The organism is Streptomyces sp. NBC_00984 (assembly GCF_045162475.1).
In the GTDB taxonomy this organism is placed as follows: Bacteria; Actinomycetota; Actinomycetes; order Streptomycetales; family Streptomycetaceae; genus Streptomyces.
Window position 1 is genome coordinate 545,011 of record NZ_CP108734.1, and the last position, 18,195, is coordinate 563,205.

Below are 18,195 nucleotides of genomic sequence, written 5' to 3' on the forward strand. Positions count from 1 at the left end.
AGCGTTCAGGTCCTGTCCGGGCGATCGAGTTCCCCACGGGCCCATGATGCAACACGTGCGGGCGGTGACCGGGCGGTCTCACTCGACCGTGCCCAGTGTCACGGCGTTTCAAGGATCGCGCGTGAACCCTGGTGGAGTAGTGGGGAAAGGCCCAGGTCAGGGGTGGACTTTCCTCTACCCCCCTTGTGGACACAGACCCATCGGTCGTCGCTCTTCCTATCCGTAGCGTGGTTGTCGTGATCGCGTCCCCCTCGCGACAGGCACTGGGAGCTTTGAATGGACACCACCGCAGTCGACGACACAGTACGGCTCGACGCCGTTCGCAAGGTCTATGGCGAGGGCGCCAATGCCGTGACCGCGCTCGACGGCGTCAGCCTGAGTTTCCAGCGAGGTAGCTTCACCGCCGTGATGGGCCCGTCGGGTTCGGGCAAGAGCACCTTCCTGCACTGCGCGGCGGGGCTGGACCGGCCGACTTCCGGCACCGTCCTGCTGGACGGCGAAGATCTCGGTGGCTACGACGAGACGACGCTGACCAAGATGCGGCGCGAGCGCATCGGCTTCATTTTCCAGTCCTTCAATCTGCTGCCCGCCCTTTCGGTGGTGCAGAACGTCACGCTTCCGCTGGAACTCGCCGGCCGGCGCCCCGACCGGGCCCAAGTGACCAAGGTGATCAATCGTGTGGGGCTCGGCGATCGTACCCGAAGCCGTCCCGCCGAACTGTCCGGCGGCCAGCAGCAGCGCGTGGCGATCGCCCGCGCGCTGGTCACCAGGCCCGCGGTGGTCTTCGCCGACGAGCCGACCGGTGCGCTGGACACCCGCACCGCCCGTGAGGTGCTGCGGCTGATGCAGGAGTCCGTACGGTCGCTGGGGCAGACCATCGTGATGGTCACCCACGACCCCGTGGCCGCCTCGTACGCGGACCGGGTGGTGTTCCTCGCCGACGGCCGGTTCGTGGGCGACATCTACAACCCGACGGCCGAGGCGGTCGCCGAGCGGATGACTCGCCTGGGCGCCTGGGCCGACGAAGAGCCCGTGGCCTACGGCCAGCATGTGCCGAACGCGGCCGGAGGCACGTACTGATGTTGTCCCTGGCTCTGCGCACGCTGCGGTTCCGCAAGGGCGGATTCGTGGCCACCTTCATCGCCATGTTCTTCGGCGCGGCCCTCATCACGGCCTGCGGCGGCCTCATGGAGAGCGGCGTCCGCGACGCGGTGCCGCCCCAGCGGCTGGCCGCGGCTCCCCTCGTGGTGGCCGGCGACCAGAAGTACGACGATGCCCAGCTGTCCGAGCGGGTCCGGCTCGACGCGGCGCAGGTACACGCCGTCGCCGCGGTGCCCGGTGTCGGCAAGGCCGTCGCCGACGTGTCCTTCCCGGTGGCGGTCGTACGTGACGGCCGCCCGGTGACCGACCTGTCCGACACTGCCACCGGCACTGAGCACCGCCCGCTCGGCCACGGCTGGGACTCGGCTCAACTGGCCCCTTACACCCTCATTTCGGGAGCCCGGCCCGGTGCGGCCGGTGATGTGGTGCTGGACGCCGGGCTGGCCGGGCAGGCGGGCGCCTCCGTCGGCGACCGGGTCCGGATCGTGGCCGACGGACGGCCGCAGGAGTTCCGGCTGGCCGGAATCGTCAAGCAGGCAGGCGGCCGTACGGCTTCGCAGCCCGCGGTGTTCTTCACCGACGAGCAGGCCGGCGCGCTGAGCGGCCGGGCCGGCACGGCGGACGCGATCGGTGTGCTGCCCAAGGCGGGCACCGACACCGCCGAGCTCGGCAGCAGGATCGAGCACGCCCTGAACGGCAAGGCGGCCGTCATGCTGACCGGCGAGAACCGGGGGCTCGCCGAGTTCCCGCAGGCCGCGAGCAGCCAGAAGAGCCTCGTCACGCTGTCCGCGATCTTCGGCGGCTGGGCGATCCTGGTCGCCATGTTCGGGGCGTCCTCCACGCTGGGGCTGACCATTCAGCAGCGGCACCGCGAGATGGCCCTGATGAAAGCGATCGGCACCACCCCGCGGCAGCTGCGCCGCATGATCCTGGGCGAGACGCTGGTCGTCGCGACCGTCGCCTCGGTGCTGGGCTGCCTGCCCGGCGCGCTGCTCAGCGAGCTCATCTTCGACAAGCTGGTCTCCGCCGGAATGGTCTCCGGGGCCGTCGAGTTCCACCTCGGCGTGGTGCCGGCCCTGGTGGCTGTGGGCGCCTCGCTGCTGGCCGGCGTCGGTGCCGCGTACATCACCGCCCGGAAGATCGCCAAGACCCGGGCCACCGAGGCGCTGGCGGAGAGCTCGATCGAGGGGCGCTGGCTGACCCGTACCCGGGTCGTCCTGTCCGTGCTCTTCCTCGTCGGCGGCGCCGGCATGGCCGTGATGACCATGACCATGATGAAGGGCGACCTGACAGCCAGTACCGCGGGACCGGCCTGCATCATGTGGGCGATCGGCCTGGCGCTGCTCGCCCCCGGCTTCACGAAGGCCATCGTGGCGCTGCTCCAGGGCCCGCTGCGTGCCCTCACGGGACTGCCGGGACAGCTCGCGGTGCTCAACTCCCGGGCCCATACGATCCGGATGGCCGCCACCATCACGCCGATCATCCTGCTGACCGGCATCGCCACCGGCACGCTGTACATGCAGCAGATCGAGGACGCCTCCAACCGCTCCGCGCACACCGGGGTCCTGCGGGCGGACGACGTGCTGACGTCCGAGACCGGTGGCCTGGCCCCCGGCACCCTGGACCGGGTGCGGCAGGTACAGGGAGTCGGCGCCGCCTCCGACTACGTGACCAGTACTGGGTTCGTGCAGAGCCCCGAGGACGCCGAGCAGACCAGCGACGGCTGGCCGCTCCAGGGTGTCAGCGACGCCAAGAACCTCTCGGTGCAAGCCGTGGCCGGTTCGTTCGGCCGCCTGCGCGGGAACAGCGTCGCGCTGCCCGTCGAGCACGCCGCTTCCCTCGGGCGCGGTGTCGGTGATTCCCTCACCCTGCGGCTCGGGGACGGCACTCCGGTCAAGGTGAAGGTGGCTGCCACCTACCGGGCCGAGGGCGACGCGGCAGCACTGCTGCTGCCCGCCCAACTGCTGGCCGCCCACACCACCGACGGGGCGGCGCGCCAGATCCTGGTGCGCCACGCCAACGGAAGCGACTCCACCGAGGTGACCGCGGCACTGTCCGCGCTGGTCAAGGACCAGCCGGGGGTCAAGGTGACCGACAGCGCCGCGCTGGTCGCCGGGCGCACCGAGGGCCAGCAGCAACTGGCCACCATCAACTACCTGGTGGTCGGCATGATCGTCGGATACACCGCGATCTCGGTGGTGAACACGCTGATCGCGGCCACCGGCCGGCGTCGCCGGGAGTTCGGCCTCCAGCAGCTGACCGGCTTCACGCGGCGGCAGATCATGACGATGATGAGTGTGGAGAGCGTGCTGACCGCCGTCGTCGGTGTGCTGCTCGGCACGGTCGCCGCCGCGGTCACGCTCTTCCCCTACAGCGTCGCCAAGCTGGACCGGGTGGTCCCGTCCGTACCGGTGTGGATCTACCTCGCGGTCGTGACCGGCGCGGTGGTGATCACCTTCACGGCGACCCTGCTGCCCACCTGGCGGGCCACCAGGATCCGACCGGTGGAAGCGGCGACCGCCGCGTAGGGAAGCCCCTGAAAACCAAAGTGAAGGGCCGGAAGTCCATCCCCCGTAAGACTCTCCGGCCGGGCCCCACCGCCTTGCAGGCGGTGGGGCCTCACCTTCTTCCCACCCCTAGGTGGGGGTGGTTAGGGGTTGGCCGGACACGTGCCCGGTGAGAGCCTTCACCGGTGGACGACACACGTATGAGGGGCAAGTGAGTTGACGAGCAGCGTGCAGGAAAAGAGCGATTGGATCCAACGCTTCCACCCGGCTCCGGACGCCAAGAACCGGCTCGTCTGCTTTCCGTACGCGGGCGGCGCGGCAAGTTATTTTCACCCTGTCTCGGCCGCGCTGTCCCCAGGAATCGACGTGCTGGCAGTCCAGTACCCGGGCCGGCAGAACCGCAGGACCGAGCCTCTGCTGCGCTCCGTCGACGAGCTGGCGCGGCACGCCACGACGGCGCTGCGCCCCTGGGCGGACCGGCCGTTGACGCTGCTCGGCCACAGCATGGGCGCACTGGTCGCCTTCGAGGTGGCGCGGCGGCTCGCGGGTGACGGCGCCGCCCCGCTCTCCGTCGTCGTTTCCGGCCGCCGTTCGCCGACCAGCGTGCGGCACGAAGACGTGCACAAGCGGGACGACCAGGGGATCGTGGCCGAGATGGAGCGGCTGGGCGGCAGCGACGTGCGGATGTTCCAGGACCCCGAGCTGCGGGCCCTGTTCCTGCCGGTGATCCGTGCGGACTACGAGGCCGTGGAGACGTACCGCTACCAGCCGGGTCCGTCCCTGCCGTGCCCGGTTCTCGCGCTGCTCGGGGACAACGACCCCATGGCGACGCTCGACGAGACCCGTGGCTGGGCCGAGCGCACGACCGCGCCGTTCGAACTGCGGACCTTCTCCGGCGGGCACTTCTACCTCAACTCCCATGCGGCGGCCGTGACTGAGGCGGTACGGGAGAACATCGCGTCGCTGAGCACCTGATACCGGCGAAACTCCGCCGCGTTGGGATCTGCTGGACTGGTCGGTGCCTGCCGACGGATTAGAGCTCGCGCGCTTGCTCCACAGCGGGGACAGCGTGTCGATCAGCATGACACCGAGCCCATTCCGGGACGCGTCCCCCGGCCCCGGTCCGGGGGCTCTATGACCGCGATGTCGAGCACGATGGGCATGACCGCCGGGCTGCTGCAGCAGCTGGACCTGCGTTCCGGGGAGACTCGGGCGCCAACGGCGGCATGGTCATGCTGTCCAACGCCCTCGACCAGTTCGTGAAGCTGCCACCGCTCGCCTCGATCCCGCTGCTGCCCCGTACCTTCGCAGGCCGAGAAGTACGCGTCGAAGCAGCACATCCGGGGCACGGCCAGGCTCCACACCACACTGACCAGCAACAAGGAGAGCGGCACCTTCGTCGCGTATCTCTACGACGAAGAGCCGCTCGGCCTCGGCAAGCTGATCAGCAACGCCCCCTATACCTTCCATGGGCGGACGCGGGTCTGTCAAAGGAACGGTGTAACTCAGGTTGTTGGAGTTACTGACGGGCTGCGGAGAGGCGGCCGTCGAAGGTGATGTCGAAGGCGTTGAGTGCGGTCTTCCAGCGCATGGTCCAGCGGGCCTGGCCCTTGCCGGTGGGGTCCAGGGACATGATCGCCATGTAGACGCACTTCAACGCGGCCTGCTCGTTGGGGAAGTGGCCGCGGGCCTTGACCGCCCGGCGGATCCTGGCGTTCACGGACTCGATCGCGTTCGTCGTGCACACGATGCGGCGGATCTCGGTGTCGAAGCGGAGGAACGGGGTGAACTCTTCCCACGCGTTCTCCCAGAGCCGCACGATCGCCGGATACTTCCGGCCCCAGGCGTCGGCGAACTCGGCGAACCGCTCGAGGGCGGCCTCCTCAGTCGCCGCGGTGTAGACGGGCTTGAGGAGTTTGGCGATCTTGTCCCAGTCCTGGCGGGCGGCATAGCGGAAGGAGTTCCGCAGCAGGTGGACCACACAGGTCTGCACGACCGTGCGGGGCCAGACGTTCTCAACGGCGTCGGGCAGGCCCTTGAGCCCGTCGCAGACGAGCATGAGGACGTCGTTCACGCCGCGGTTCTTGATCTCGGTGAGGATGTGCATCCAGTGTTTGGCGCCCTCGCCGCCGTCGCCGGCCCACAGGCCGAGGATGTCCCGCCGGCCTTCGGTCGTGACCGCCAGGGCCACGTAAATGGGCCGGTTGGCGACCGCGCCGTCGCGGATCTTCACGTGGATGGCGTCGATGAAGATCACGGGATAGACGGCGTCGAGGGGCCGGTTCTGCCACTCTGCCATGCTCTCGAGGACCTTGTCGGTGATCGTGGAGATCGTCTGGCGCGATACGTCGGCGCCATAGACCTCGGCCAGGTGGGCCTGAACCTCACCGGTCGTCAGGCCCTTGGCCGCGAGCGAGATGACCATCTCGTCCACGCCGGACAGACGCTTCTGCCGCTTCTTGACAATCTTCGGCTCGAAGCTGCCTTCCCGGTCTCGGGGCACGACTATCTCGACCGGGCCGACATCGGTCAGCACGGTCTTGGCCCGGGTGCCGTTGCGTGAGTTACCGCCGTTCTTCCCGGCCGGATCATGCTTGTCATAGCCGAGGTGGTCGGTGATCTCGCCCTCGAGAGCGGACTCCAGGAGCCGCTTGGTCAGCTGCTGGAGCAGCCCGCCCTCGCCGGTCAGCTGAAGGCCCTCGGCCTGAGCCCGTCCCACCAATTCATCGATCAGCCGGTCGTCCACAGACTTCGCCGGCACCGTCTCAGACGGCTCGACGGACTCGGCCTCGGTCACGTTATTGCTGGTCATCGATGCATCTTCCATGATCGGGAGTTACACCGAACGTTTTACAGTCCCGCGGACGCCGGGCCGGCCGTTCCCCGTAGACCTGGAGCGGCGTTGTCAGCCGTATGAGAGGTCGGAGCAGATGCTGCGGTTGGCTGGGCGTGCCTGGGCGGTGACGGTTGAGGGCAATTCGGCTGGGGCGACGGGGGCTGGGGAGGTGGTGGTGGGGGTATTGGCGTAGTCCTGGCCGGTGATGAGGTTGATCTGGTTGCCGGGGATGGGCTGGAGCTGGGCGTGGGGGAAGAGCGCGAAGAGGGTCTGTGCCTGTGCTTTGAGTCCGGTGCCGTACTCGATGACCGTGGTGGTGTGGTTCTGGGCGCTGGCTGTTGCGGTGCCGGAGACGGTGAATTGCCGGGTGCGCAGGAGGTCGGCGGCGCGGGCGGCGAGTTTGCGGGTGGTGGTGCCGTTGTAGACGGCGACGGTGATGCCGGCGCCGCTGACCGTGCTGACGGTGGGGGCCGGACCGGCCTTCTTCTTGGTGTGCTGTCCGGTGGGTTTGCCGTCGAGGGTGCGGTCTTCTTTGAGGGTGGTCCAGAGGTTGTCGGCGTCGGGGTGGACGAGGGCGATGCGGGCCCCGCTGTACTGCCAGGGGACGGTGAGGAACTGGATGTTGGCGAGGTCGATGTTCTTCAGCGACATGACGAAGGACAGGAGTTTGCCGGCGGAGCCGAGGCCGGGGTCGACGGTGAGGGACTTGGTCGCCGCGTTGGCGAGCGGGAGCAGGGTGGTGGGGCTGAATCCTTCCTTCTTGACCTGGCCGATGAGGCTGGAGATGAATGCCTGCTGGCGTTTGGTGCGCCCGATGTCGGAGCCGTCGCCGATGCCGTGGCGCAGCCGGACGTAGTCCAGGGCGGCCTTTCCTGAGACTTTTTGTTCGCCCTTGCGGTAGACGAGGTTGCCCTGGGTTGGGCGGTTGGGGTTGAGGTCTTTCTGGTGGATGTCCTTGGGCAGGCAGACGGGGACGCCGCCGACTGCTTCGGTCATGGCGGCGAAGCCGGTGAAGTTGACGACGACGGTGTGGTCGACGCGCAGGCCGGTGAGTGCTTCGACGGTGTTCTGGGTGCAGGCGGGGTTGCCGGCCGCGGTGCTGCCGAGGGTGAAGGCGGAGTTGAACATGGCGTTGGTGCGTGTCTGGGACCAGGTGCCGTCGGGGAGCAGGCAGGGCGGTATGTCGACCAGGGAGTCGCGGGGGATGGACACGCCGACCGCGTGTCGATGGTCGGCGTAGACGTGCAGCAGGATCGTGGTGTCGGAGCGGCCCACCGGGTCCTTGCCCCCGCCGAGATTCGCGTTGTCGCCTGACCTGCTGTCGGACCCGATGAGCAGGATGTTCTGCGCGTCACCCGGGGTTTCCTGCGGGCGGTGGTGGCTGAGCCCCTTGCCGTCGAAGGTGTTGATGTTGCCGGACAACCGCAGATACACGGCGCCACCCGCTGCGACGGCCAGCACGATGACCGCTGCCGTGGCGGCCAGGAACAGCTTCTTGCGGCTGCGCGGCCTGCGCCGACGGCGTGCGCCGGTCGGCTCGGCCGGGCGCTTGCGACGCCCGCCCCGGCCCTGCGGTGCTGTGCGGTCTGGAGCAGGTGGTCGCTGGGCGGTGTCGTGTATCGGGTGCTCGGCGGTCATGATCACGCATTCGTCCGGGCGCCCAGAGGTGTGAGCGCGGGGGAAGCCCCCGCCGTGTGCGGGGGCACGGGTAACGCATGTGGACGCGAAGTCCTGGAACGCCGTGACCGCCCTCCCGGGCTGCCACGGCAGAAATAGGGGCGGGCCGTCAGGCCAGGATCGGGATGAGCCCCAGGCCGAAGACGACGTAGAAGAGGGCCGCCACGGCCAGCCGGCCGGGGGTGAGCCTCTGGGCGCGCATCGTTACCAGGAGGTAGACGATCGCGGCCATGGTGATCAGCCCGGCCCAGAGCAGGGCACCGTCGAACTTCCAGCTGGTGAACAGCAGCCCCAGTCCACTGGGAACGGTCGCCTGGATCATCATGGCGCCGGAGATGTTCGCCAGGGCGAGCTTGGTCTTGCCCTGGCGGACCCAGATGATCGCGTTCATGATCTCGGGCAGCTCCGTCGCGATCGGCGAAAGGAGCAGCGCGGTAACCGCGGCCGAGAGGCCGAGCATCGGGCCGATCGCGTCGAGCTGCTTCACGAACAGCTGGGACGCGAAGAAGATCACGGCCAACGTGGCCAGGGTCTGGACCACGACCGCCCAGGTGGCCGGGGCGGCGGCCTTGGGCTGCAGCTTCAGCGGCTCCAGCTCCTCGTCCTCCTCGCCGTCGTCACCGCTGCGGATCTCACGCCAGAAGTAGACGGCGTAGGCGCCGAAGAACAGCAGGCCGAGGGCGGGCTTGAAGGCGAAGGCGACCAGGCCGAGAGCGACCTTGACGATGAAGATCGGCAGGAACCACTTCTGGTCCTTGGCCAGCCGCTTCATGTCCTTCTCATCACCCAGCGCCTCCGCCCCGTCGGGGCCGCTGGCCGGCATGCCGGTGGTGGCCAGGACCAGGGCGCGCTCCTTGCGGCGCTTGAGGAGCAGCATCGCGCCGGTCACGCCGTAGGCGACCGTGGCCAGGGCCAGCGGGCCGCCCATCGCCGCGCCGACGCCGATGTTCTTGGCCTCCTCGGTGGCGCCCGTGGTGACCGCGACCAGTGTCACTACCGACTCGGGCAGTGCCGTGCCGAACGCGGCCAGGATCGTGCCGACCGCCATCTTCCCGACATTGAGGCGCTGGCCCAGCCACTCGACCGCGTTGACGAACCACTCGCACGAGAGATAGATCGCCACCGCACACACGATGAGCAAAACGAAATGGATCACACTGACCGCCCGGCTTTCCCGCACCGCGGGATCGGGGGTACGCGGTAGGAGTCCCGGCGTACGACCTCGGCCCCGCGACGTACGTACATCGTCGACAAAGAGCCGAAGGTCTCGCCCACCCGGCAGACTCTGCACGGGCCCGGCCACCGGGAGCCTCAAGGACTCCAGCATGTCGACGACCGGTTTGCGGGGCTACTCCCCTTCGCAGCCGCCTACTTTACACAGACTCGGCACGCACAGGACAGGCCCAGCCCCCACGCATGCATGGCCGACCATGGACCAGCCGCGCCCCCGGCCCTGGTCCAGCGAGCAATGCGTCGCCCGCCGCCCCGCACCAGAAACGGTCACTCCTCCTGGCACCCGCTGATACCGCGCACACTCCCCCCGCTCCGGGGTCGATACCGGCTGGGGAAGGGGGAACGCTTGGAATGACATGCCGACGTCACGCAATTCAATGTGAAAACGGCCGACGGCCTGACCGGGGGCAGCCCAGTTGGTTTTCTGGGATTCGAGTGCCTCCCGGCAGTGCCTCGGTACTCCGCGTCCGGCGTGCGCTCATAGGCGCCGCCGTGCGGCCGCCCCTGCCGTGTCCCGGGCGGTCAGTCGGCGCCGCCCCGGGGGCATCGGAGCAGAAAGGGAGCCCCCGATGAAGTTCATCAATGAGAAGCTGCATGCCCCGCCCCAGGGGCGGCCCGTGGACCGGCACAGTCTTCGGTCTCCGCCGGTGACTGCGGTCTGCTCCTTGTCAGGATCACCTTCGGCCTCCTCATGGCAGGACACGGATGCCAAAAACTCTTCGCAATATTCGGCGGTGAGGGTCTCGCCGCAACGGGCAAGGGTTTCGCCGGTCTCGGCTTCCACCCCGGAGAGGTCTATGCCGCCATCGGTGGTGGCTCCGAGCTCCTCGGGGGCCTCGGCCTGGCTCTGGGACTGTTCACCCCACTGGCATCGGCCGTCCTGATCGGCGTGATGATCAATGCCATGGCGACCGTCACCGCGGCACATGGCCTGTGGGAGACAGAAGGCGGCGTCGAGTACAACGTGTGCATCGCGGTCGTGGCGCTGGCCATCGCTGCCATCGGTCCCGGCCAACTCGCCCTCGACAGACCGTTCCGCTGGGGAAAGGGCGGCTGGCCGGAAGCCGCCTTCGCCCTGTGCCTCGGCGGCATCAGCGCCGCCATCGTACTGAGCCTTTGAACCCGGGCAGAAGTTGCTGATGCCAGTGTTGAGCAGCCGCTGCGCGGCGGGTCTACAGCCACGACTACCCCGACCCGGGGCCGGGGGCGCACTGGATGCAGACCATGGCGGCGTCGTCGCCCAAGCGCCCGCCCACATGGGCCAGAAGGTCGGCGCGCAGGTGGTGGATCAGGGCCTGGGGGCTGTCGTGTGTCTGGGAGGCGGCACGTTCGGCGAGCGGGTAGAAGAATCTGCCGGGGTCCCGGGCTTCTGCCACGCCGTCGGTGTGGAGCAGCAGCAGGTCTGCGGGCTCCAGGGCGAAGGTGTCCACCTGGTACTGGGGTGCGGTCAGCTCGCCCAGGCCCAGTGGCGGCGCGCGGACCGTGCCCCGTACGAAGCGCTCGTCACCGCCGTGCTCGCCTGGACGGACTCGCACCTCGAACCCTGCGACCACGAGCAGATCGCCCTCCAGCTAACCGGACACGCCCGCGCGATCGCCGCCGACGTACAGCGCCACGCCACCACCCTGCCGAAGAACGACGGCCGCGGCGCCCTCGCCGAAATCGTCTTCCGCGAAGCCACCGGACGCCTGTCCGCACCGCTGAATCCGCCCGGTGTAGGAACCGCGTAGACCGGCGCGAACGCGGAGGTGCCGGCCACAGCGCTGCCGGCGCGGCGAGGGAGGGGAGAGAGGACGAGGGCATCGCCGGGGGTGCGGACCACGGCGCGGCCATCAGGGATACGCGGGGGATACGGCCCGACGAGCTCACGGGGGTACGGCCCGACGAGATACGGCAGGGGATTCCGTTACCCGGGAAACTGCGGCCATTCGTGTGACAGACCGGTATTTGTGTGACCACGCCGTGCGGCACGGGAAGACATGGCTACCGGACACCAACTCGCGTGCCCGTTCAGCGACCGGTCTGATGCCGCCCCTTGTGCCCCCCAGACCGGGCGAAGGGAGCAACGCAGATGATTGCTGTGCGACGCATGGCCGCTGCCACGATGCTGGCATCGCTGGCCGGTATATCCGCGCCTTCCGCGTTCGCGGTGGCCGCGGCCACCGATGACGCGCCTTTCCTGAGGGCGATTCATCAGGGAAACCTGGCCGAGATCGCAGCCGGACAGGACACGGGCAAGAACGCCACAACGGCATGTGTGAAGACGGTCGGCGCCACGCTGGTGCGCGACCACAGGAAGCTGGACGCCGACGTCAAGGCGCTGGCGGGCAAACTGCACGTCACTCTGCCGGCCGGGCCCTCTCCGGCGCAGGAGCAGGCATTGGCCGCCGTGCGGGCCAAGGCGGGTACGGGCGCGTACGACGTCGCGTGGCTGAGCACCGAGGCCACCGGGCACGTGGAGGCACTGGCCCTGATCGACCAGGAAATGGGAACGGGGAGCAACGCCGAGGTCAAGGCGGCCGCCCGGGCGGCCCGCCCCGTGGTGGCGAGACACCTGGAACTGCTCCGGGACTGCAAGGCGGACATCGACAGGTCGTGATCCCCGCGGGCACCGGCAGCGGCCTCGGCGGGATGACCGCCGCACCGGCCGGACCCGCGCACAGGCGCTGGGCGCCGGAGAAACCGCGGCCTCCGGTGGCGGTCGCAGAGGAGACAGCCCCGAGCGCCGCTGACGAATCACCAGGACAGGCCCCCGGTTTCGCGGGGTCTTCACCAGGGATGCGGGACGTGCGCGTCGGCCGTGGGCCGGATGGCGGTCACCGGCCGGCGCGCATCGGGGATCCAATCTGTACGGCCCACTCCAGCCCAAGGCCGGCCATCTGTTGGAGTTTGTCGCCCCTGACCTTGGCCCGCCGGGTCTTGGTGTTCGACAGGAATACCCCGAGCTTGACCTCGGCCAGGAGCGCGTGAGGCCCGTCTCGCAGTGTTCCGGTGGGTCACCCGCTACAACACGAGATGGCGGCTACGAAAAGCAATGGGTTGCGCTGGCCGCTGCCGCGTAGCAAACGGTGTCCACGCTTCGGGGGAAAGCCCCTGATTCGTCCGGCGCCCACTGATCGGCATTCTTGGCGGACGCCTTGACTCGTTGGCCGCATGAGGTGTCTTTGTCACGCAATAGCCGAGGTCATGAGGTGTTCTTCCTACGCCATGGAGTGTGCTGCCGTCGACGCGCAGCCCCCTTGTCGGCGCTCCCACACACCTCCGCGGTCCCGAGCTGGATGTTCCGAGAAGGGATATCCTCGGACCGAAGGCTGGACGGGAATCCCGGCCCGATTACGGCGGGCCGGGATTCTCCAGCATGCGCATCAAGCGGTCGCTGGTTTTAGTAATCGCCGAATTCGCCGCCCTCGCCCCTCTCGCCGTGGTGGCGCTTGATGACGCGGAAGCTGGCGACGACTCCGTTCTTGACCTTCACGCCGCCATTCATCTCCTCGTGGTGCTTCTTCTTGTGGTGCTCGCCGTTCTCGCAGTTCTCGTCCTCGCCCCTGCCCTTGCCCGGGCAGACGCCGTCGGCAGAGCTGTGCGGGCCGACGGTGGCGATGGGAGCGCCGTTGTCGCACACGGCTCCGCGGAAGACCTCGACCTCGTTGCGGCTGTCGTTGCGGATGTTGAAGCTCTTGGCGCCCAGGCCGCTGACGACGGTGATGCAGCCGTCGGGGCGGCCGGAGTAATCGCGCTCGTTGATGTGGATCCGGCCCTCCTCGTGATGGCGCTTGCCCCCGCGCTCGTTGCCCCGGCGCTCATTGCCTTCGTTGCCCTTGCCCGTGTTGCCGCCCTCCCCGCCCATGAGGGCCTGAGCAGGGACGGCGGCCGGGGCCACCTGGGCCTGGGCCTGGGGGGCGGGGACGGCGGTGGCGTAGGTGATGCCGGTCGCGGTCAGTACCGCGGCGGCCGCGACGCCCGTGGCGATCGCATGGGAACGGGTCATGATCATGTCGCTTGTTCTCCTTCTCAGACTCAGAGACAGTCCCGCTGTAACAGCCGGTGCGTGATTGAACGTACTAACACCCCCTATTGCTGTCATATCGAGCAACTCGGGACCCCCGGCTTCGTGGGGCCGATCGGGTATGCAGAGCCCCTTCACGCCCCTCCGACAAGAAGCTGAGTAACCGTCAATATCAGGTGAAGAATGGGACGTTGATTGGCCATTAGCCCTTGTAGGTGATCTTCTGACATCTACTCACCCGCTGTGGCGGTGGGTCGCCGGGAAGTGTCGGCAAGTCGCTGCTTGACATGTGGCCTGTCGCATGCCCCAAGGAGGCCGCATCAACGGTGGCTTTCCGACGAACGCGACCGCGCATAGCAGGGTTCGTCCAGGCCGCGAGACACGCAGACCCGATCTCTACAGGAATTCACTTCATTCGTGAGCAGCCTCGCGTGCGAGTCCATTGGCTCTCGTGTGTCCGAGGGCAGACTCAACTCGGCTTTGAGGGAGGCCGGAGGGCGCCTGCCTGAGAAGCCGTATCCCAACCGATCTTGGATCGTGCAAGTCGACCAGGCGCCCTGGGAACCCTCAGGGTCACCCACGGAAGATGCGGGGCCAGCCTGGTACTGACTTCGGTCGTCAGGGTGATCTTTGTCGATGTGCCTGATGAGCCTGGGGTGCGGGCTGCATCTCGTGCTGTGTGAGATATGCGGATAGGGGCGGGCCGTGGGCGGAATCAAGCCTTCCGGTGAATACGCGGGGGCGAAGCGCGTAGGCGAGCTGGAGCCACCACCGCTTCGCAGGTCAGAACCTTGCACTGGCCAAAGTGTTTCGCTCCGACAACAGCCGAGGGCGTTCTACGCGGCAACTCCCAGTTCCTCCTGCCGCTGCCCCACTCCCGACCAGCTCTTCCGGACCAGACACCAGGTCACCCCCGTCCCTCAGGCGCCCCGTCGGCTGACCCGGTCCCACTACCTGTCCCTCGCTCCGCGGCTGGGCGTGGGCCGGAGCGTCGAGGAGGCCCTGCGCCTCTACGGCCGAGATCCTCGACGCGACTCACCACCCCTGCACACGCCTACTGCTCAGCACCGTCCCCCCGACACCGCTGGAACCCCACCGACGCCACGGCCGCCCGACGCTCCTTCGGTTGACCAACCCACTCCGAGCCCCGGACATCGCGGCATATCTCAACTTCCTGCCGAAGGGCCTGGACGCCCTCGGCCTGGGCTCTGCCGACCAACTCGTCGATTCAGCTCGTCAGGCTCTGCCAGTGACGCGGAGACCCCTGCCCCGGGCGGGATGATGGCAGCATAGACATCGGTCCCGGGACTCCACAGTGATCGCCTTGTGCACCACGCCTGCGAACGTGGCCTACCCCCCTGCCACCTCGCCTTGTAACCTCTGATCATATTGTTCACGGAAGACGACGGCTCGGGCACGCCGTCGCCTGTCTCCCACGGTGGGGCGAATGTCTACCAGCGATTCCGACACACGCGACCTACCAGCGATCGCATCCCCCGGCTTGGTCGGACGCGAGCGCGACCTCGCCGCTTTGAGAGCGGCGTTGTCCGCCCCGCCGGTGGTCGTGCTGGTCGAGGGCGAGGCCGGGATCGGTAAGAGCCGACTGATTCAGGGGCTACTCGCGGCGCATGCCCCGGCCCGGCAGCGGGTGCTGCTGGCGGCCTGCCCAACTGTTCGCCAGCCCTTCACACTCGGGCCGGTGGTGGACGCGATCCGACCGGCGACCGAGGATGTCGCCGGGCTCGGCCTGAGCGGACTGGCGGGGGCACTCCGGCCGTTGTTCCCCGAGTGGGCAACGTCGCTGCCGCCCACACCCGACCCGGCCGAAGACGCAGCGGCGGCACGACACCGACTGTTCCGGGCCATCGAGGAGATCCTCGAACGGCTCGGCATCGGGTTACTCGCGGTTGAGGACGTGCACTGGGCAGACGAGGCCACCCTGGAGTTTCTGCTGTTCCTGGCATCACGTCCGCGACAACAGGTCAGTCTGCTCGTGAGCTACCGCCCGGAGGAAATCACGCCGGACTCTCTGCTGCTGCGGTTGTCGTCGCGGCAGCCGACGGGCGCGGCGCGGCTGCGGCTTTCGTTGGAGCCGTTGGACGTCCCAGGGACTGCCGCCATGGTGTCCTCGATGCTGGGTGGGGAACGGGTTTCCGACGAGTTCGCGACCATCCTGCACGACCGGACCGACGGGCTTCCGCTCGCGATCGAGGAATCCGTCCGGCTGATGTGGAACCACGGCGACCCGACCCGGCGGGGTGACTCCTGGGCGCGGCAGCGGCTGCGTGAGATCGGGGTACCGCCGACGGTGCGGGACGTCGTACTGGAACGCAGCGTACGGCTCGGCCCGTCGGCACAGGCGGCGTTGCGCGCGGCCGCCGTACTCACCGACCCCGCCTCCGAGGACGCCGTCGTCGAGGTGATGGCTCCCGAAGGCGATCCGGCGAGCAGGGGCTGCCAGGCCTGGCGGAAGCGGTGGGTTCGGGGCTGCTGAGGGAGGACCCGCGCGGGCTCGTCTCGTTCCGGCATATGCTGGCGTGCCGCGCGGTGTACGAGGCGATTCCTGTGCCGCAGCGGCGGGCGATACACCTGCGTGCCGCGCACGTCCTCGAGGGCGCCACCCCGTCCCCGGTCGCCCAGCTCGCGCGCCACTTTCGGGAGGTCGGCGACACGACGGCATGGTGCCGGTACGCGGAACAGTCTGCCGACCTTGCCCTCGCCTCGGGTGACGATGCGACGGCGGTCATCCTGGTACCACCGCCCCGGGCGTGGGCATCGTCGCCGCGCGCGCCGCCGACACCTCGATGGGTACCCCCGTCGACGCCGACTACACCTCGGCCAACGGCACCTCGATGGCCACCCCGCATGTGTCCGGCGCTGCGGCGATCCTCGCGCAGCGCCATCCGGACTGGACCGCCGACCGGCTCAAGCAGGTGCTGGTCGGCACGGCCAAGCAAGGCTCGTACACCGCCTACCAGCAGGGCGGTGGCCGGGTCGACGTGCCCAAGGCGCTCGACGCCACGGTCTACTCCAGCCCCGCCGTCGTCAGCATGGGCAAGTCGTCGGCCGAGAGCGCGCCGGTTACCAAGACAGTCAATTACGTGAACACCTCCGCGGTGGACACCACGCTGTCGCTTCGCCTGTTCACCGTCGGGGAGACCGCGCCCCCGATGGATGGCACGTTCACTCTCAGCGACGCCAACGTGACGGTTCCGGCGAACTCCACCAAGAGCGTGACGGTGACCTACCACCCCGAGCTCGGCGCCATGGGCGACTGCACCGCCGTCATCACCGCCACCGCGACCGATGGCACCGCCGTTCACACCACCGTCGGCGCGACGAAGGACGTACCCACCGTCGACCTCACCGTCAACACGATCGACCGCCACGGTGAGCCGGCGAGCCGGCGAGCGGCGAACTCGCGGTGTTCAACCTGGACACTGGTGCTTTCAACCAGGTCTACCCCGACAACGGGACCAAGACCGTCGCGGTGCCGCAGGGACGCTACTCCGTCATGGGCCTCGTACACACGAGGGACAAGGCTTCGTCGCAGGTCACGGACTACACCCTCGCCGGCGAGCCCGTCGTGGAGCTGAAAGCGGATCGGACGATCACGCTGGATGCCCGGCTGGGCAAGGAGGTCAAGGTCGCCACACCCGAGAAATCCGAGCAGAACAGCTTCAAACTCGGTACCGCCAGCAGCTCCCCGGCAAGATCGGGATGGACTTCTTGAAGGCCGTGTCGAGCCCGCTCTGGGACCACGCCTACGTGGTGCCCACCAAGCCGGTGGAGCTCGGTATGTTCGAGTTCCACTTCCAGCAGCGCAGGTACTCGCCGATGATCCAGGCGTCCTACGCCGAAAAGGGAGGAGCGCTCCCGCTTGAGCAAGTGATGTACGCGGCCCGGCTGTACGGCACCAGCGCGCTCCAGGCGGTAGACGCCGGCATGGCACGGCCGGAGGACCTGACCGGCAAGGACCTCGGTGGCAGGCTCGCGGTCGTCACCCGCGATGCCACCCGGAAGCCCATTGACCTGATCACCGCGGTCGCCGACGCCGGCGCGAAGGCAGTGGTCATCGTCAACGACCGGCCCGGCCCCTTCGCCACGGTGGTGAAGGGGCGGGTGCCGGTCAGCTCGTCATAGACCGACAAAGGCCGGCGGCCGACCTCGACCTGGGTGACCGCGGCCCGGTTCAGCAGGACCGAAAGTGGCCCGGCCTGAGAGCCAGCGACGTCGTGACGGCGGGGCCTCGGCAGGCCGCCGTCGCCGGTTGTGACGCGGCAGCCGGCTCCCGTTGGCAGGCCGTCCCAGTGCTTCTCATCCACGATGCGGGCGCCTCGGCCGATCGCCCACAGATGGGCGGCCAGCAGGGTTTCGCCAGTGCGATCGGGGGCGGTGGCATGGAGCATGACGTGGGACTTCGTGGCCCTGACTTCGACCACGAACCGTCGCAACTCCCCACTGCTTGCCGCGACCCTGGACCGCCTGGACGACCTGGGACCGCTGCCCGACGGCACGACCGTGCACCTGTACGCCGGCTACGACTCGGACAAGACCCGCGCCCTGCCCGACAAGCGCGGAGCTCCTCGCCCGGACTCATCTGTACGGTGACGGCAACAAGTTCGCCCACGATGTGCGTGGCCGCACTCACACCCGGGGCACGGCCTCCTCGGAGTGCGGCTCCGCGCGGCACGCCCCCACTGGCGGGTCAGCTCTGACCCAGACGGTCAGCCGACGGAACGGCGCCACGAACGCCACAAAGGCTCGCCCAGGTCGAACGCGAGGGCGGCGGCCCGAAGGCGAGGGCCCAGCCCGCCGGGTACCGACCTGGATCA

General features: G+C 68.7%; 14 protein-coding genes and 2 pseudogenes. 11 read left to right on the plus strand and 5 right to left on the minus strand.

Annotation, left to right across the window (positions count from 1 at the left end; all coding sequences use genetic code 11):
- Nucleotides 1-276: 276 nt before the first annotated feature.
- From OG520_RS02365 to OG520_RS02380, 4 genes and pseudogenes are all read left to right on the plus strand, one after another.
- Entirely contained in the window at nucleotides 277-1,080 is an 804-nt protein-coding gene (locus tag OG520_RS02365) for an ABC transporter ATP-binding protein (RefSeq protein WP_406011982.1), read from the plus strand.
- Nucleotides 1,080-3,629, plus strand: coding sequence for an FtsX-like permease family protein (locus OG520_RS02370; RefSeq protein WP_406011983.1), 2,550 nt, complete (start codon nucleotides 1,080-1,082; stop codon nucleotides 3,627-3,629). Before OG520_RS02365 ends, OG520_RS02370 begins: the two co-directional genes overlap by 1 nt.
- A 207-nt stretch (nucleotides 3,630-3,836) precedes the next feature.
- Nucleotides 3,837-4,583 (plus strand): thioesterase II family protein, encoded by a 747-nt coding sequence (locus tag OG520_RS02375; protein WP_406016404.1) that lies wholly within the window; start codon nucleotides 3,837-3,839, stop codon nucleotides 4,581-4,583.
- Between the two features lie 230 nt (nucleotides 4,584-4,813).
- A pseudogene (locus OG520_RS02380) lies at nucleotides 4,814-5,087 on the plus strand (acyl esterase); the annotation flags it as partial.
- 40 nt (nucleotides 5,088-5,127) lie between these two features.
- Here OG520_RS02380 and OG520_RS02385 read toward each other — a convergent pair.
- The 3 genes from OG520_RS02385 to OG520_RS02395 form a co-directional block, all read right to left on the minus strand.
- Nucleotides 5,128-6,420 (minus strand): IS256 family transposase, encoded by a 1,293-nt coding sequence (locus tag OG520_RS02385; protein ID WP_331747558.1) that lies wholly within the window; start codon nucleotides 6,418-6,420, stop codon nucleotides 5,128-5,130.
- 93 nt (nucleotides 6,421-6,513) lie between these two features.
- Nucleotides 6,514-8,082: an LCP family protein gene (locus OG520_RS02390; protein ID WP_406011984.1), complete on the minus strand. Its 1,569-nt coding sequence runs from the start codon at nucleotides 8,080-8,082 to the stop codon at nucleotides 6,514-6,516.
- A gap of 148 nt (nucleotides 8,083-8,230) precedes the next feature.
- The gene (locus OG520_RS02395) at nucleotides 8,231-9,301 is read right to left on the minus strand and encodes a sodium:calcium antiporter (RefSeq protein ID WP_406011985.1); all 1,071 of its coding nucleotides are present in this window, start codon (nucleotides 9,299-9,301) and stop codon (nucleotides 8,231-8,233) included.
- A 744-nt stretch (nucleotides 9,302-10,045) separates the two neighbouring features.
- Between OG520_RS02395 and OG520_RS02400 the strand changes: the two genes are divergently transcribed.
- A complete protein-coding gene (locus OG520_RS02400; RefSeq protein WP_406011986.1) occupies nucleotides 10,046-10,474 on the plus strand; it encodes a DoxX family membrane protein in 429 nt (142 codons plus the stop codon).
- A 64-nt stretch (nucleotides 10,475-10,538) separates the two neighbouring features.
- Here the strand turns inward: OG520_RS02400 and OG520_RS02405 are convergent, their stop codons facing one another.
- Nucleotides 10,539-10,889, minus strand: coding sequence for a SpoIIE family protein phosphatase (locus tag OG520_RS02405; RefSeq protein ID WP_406011987.1), 351 nt, complete (start codon nucleotides 10,887-10,889; stop codon nucleotides 10,539-10,541).
- On the opposite strand from OG520_RS02405, the gene OG520_RS02410 reads away from it, so the two are divergent.
- Together OG520_RS02410 and OG520_RS02415 are read left to right on the plus strand one after the other, a co-directional pair.
- A complete protein-coding gene (locus OG520_RS02410; protein WP_406016405.1) occupies nucleotides 10,785-11,084 on the plus strand; it encodes a DUF6415 family natural product biosynthesis protein in 300 nt (99 codons plus the stop codon). The two genes, OG520_RS02405 and OG520_RS02410, sit on opposite strands and share 105 nt — an antisense overlap.
- Nucleotides 11,085-11,425: 341 nt before the next feature.
- On the plus strand, nucleotides 11,426-11,953 hold the full coding sequence (locus OG520_RS02415; RefSeq protein ID WP_406011988.1) for a DUF4142 domain-containing protein: 528 nt from the start codon (nucleotides 11,426-11,428) through the stop codon (nucleotides 11,951-11,953).
- A gap of 783 nt (nucleotides 11,954-12,736) precedes the next feature.
- Here the strand turns inward: OG520_RS02415 and OG520_RS02420 are convergent.
- Complete coding sequence (locus OG520_RS02420) at nucleotides 12,737-13,348, minus strand: hypothetical protein (RefSeq protein ID WP_406011989.1); 612 nt, start codon at nucleotides 13,346-13,348, stop codon at nucleotides 12,737-12,739.
- Between the two features lie 1,513 nt (nucleotides 13,349-14,861).
- On the opposite strand from OG520_RS02420, the gene OG520_RS02425 reads away from it, so the two are divergent.
- The 4 genes and pseudogenes from OG520_RS02425 to OG520_RS02440 form a co-directional block, all read left to right on the plus strand.
- The gene (locus OG520_RS02425) at nucleotides 14,862-15,854 is read left to right on the plus strand and encodes an ATP-binding protein (protein ID WP_406011990.1); all 993 of its coding nucleotides are present in this window, start codon (nucleotides 14,862-14,864) and stop codon (nucleotides 15,852-15,854) included.
- A 274-nt stretch (nucleotides 15,855-16,128) separates the two neighbouring features.
- Entirely contained in the window at nucleotides 16,129-16,956 is an 828-nt protein-coding gene (locus OG520_RS02430) for a S8 family serine peptidase (protein ID WP_406011991.1), read from the plus strand.
- Between the two features lie 124 nt (nucleotides 16,957-17,080).
- Entirely contained in the window at nucleotides 17,081-17,503 is a 423-nt protein-coding gene (locus OG520_RS02435; protein ID WP_406011992.1) for a hypothetical protein, read from the plus strand.
- A 300-nt stretch (nucleotides 17,504-17,803) separates the two neighbouring features.
- Nucleotides 17,804-17,941: pseudogene (locus tag OG520_RS02440) on the plus strand (IS5/IS1182 family transposase); the annotation flags it as partial.
- Nucleotides 17,942-18,195: the final 254 nt, after the last annotated feature.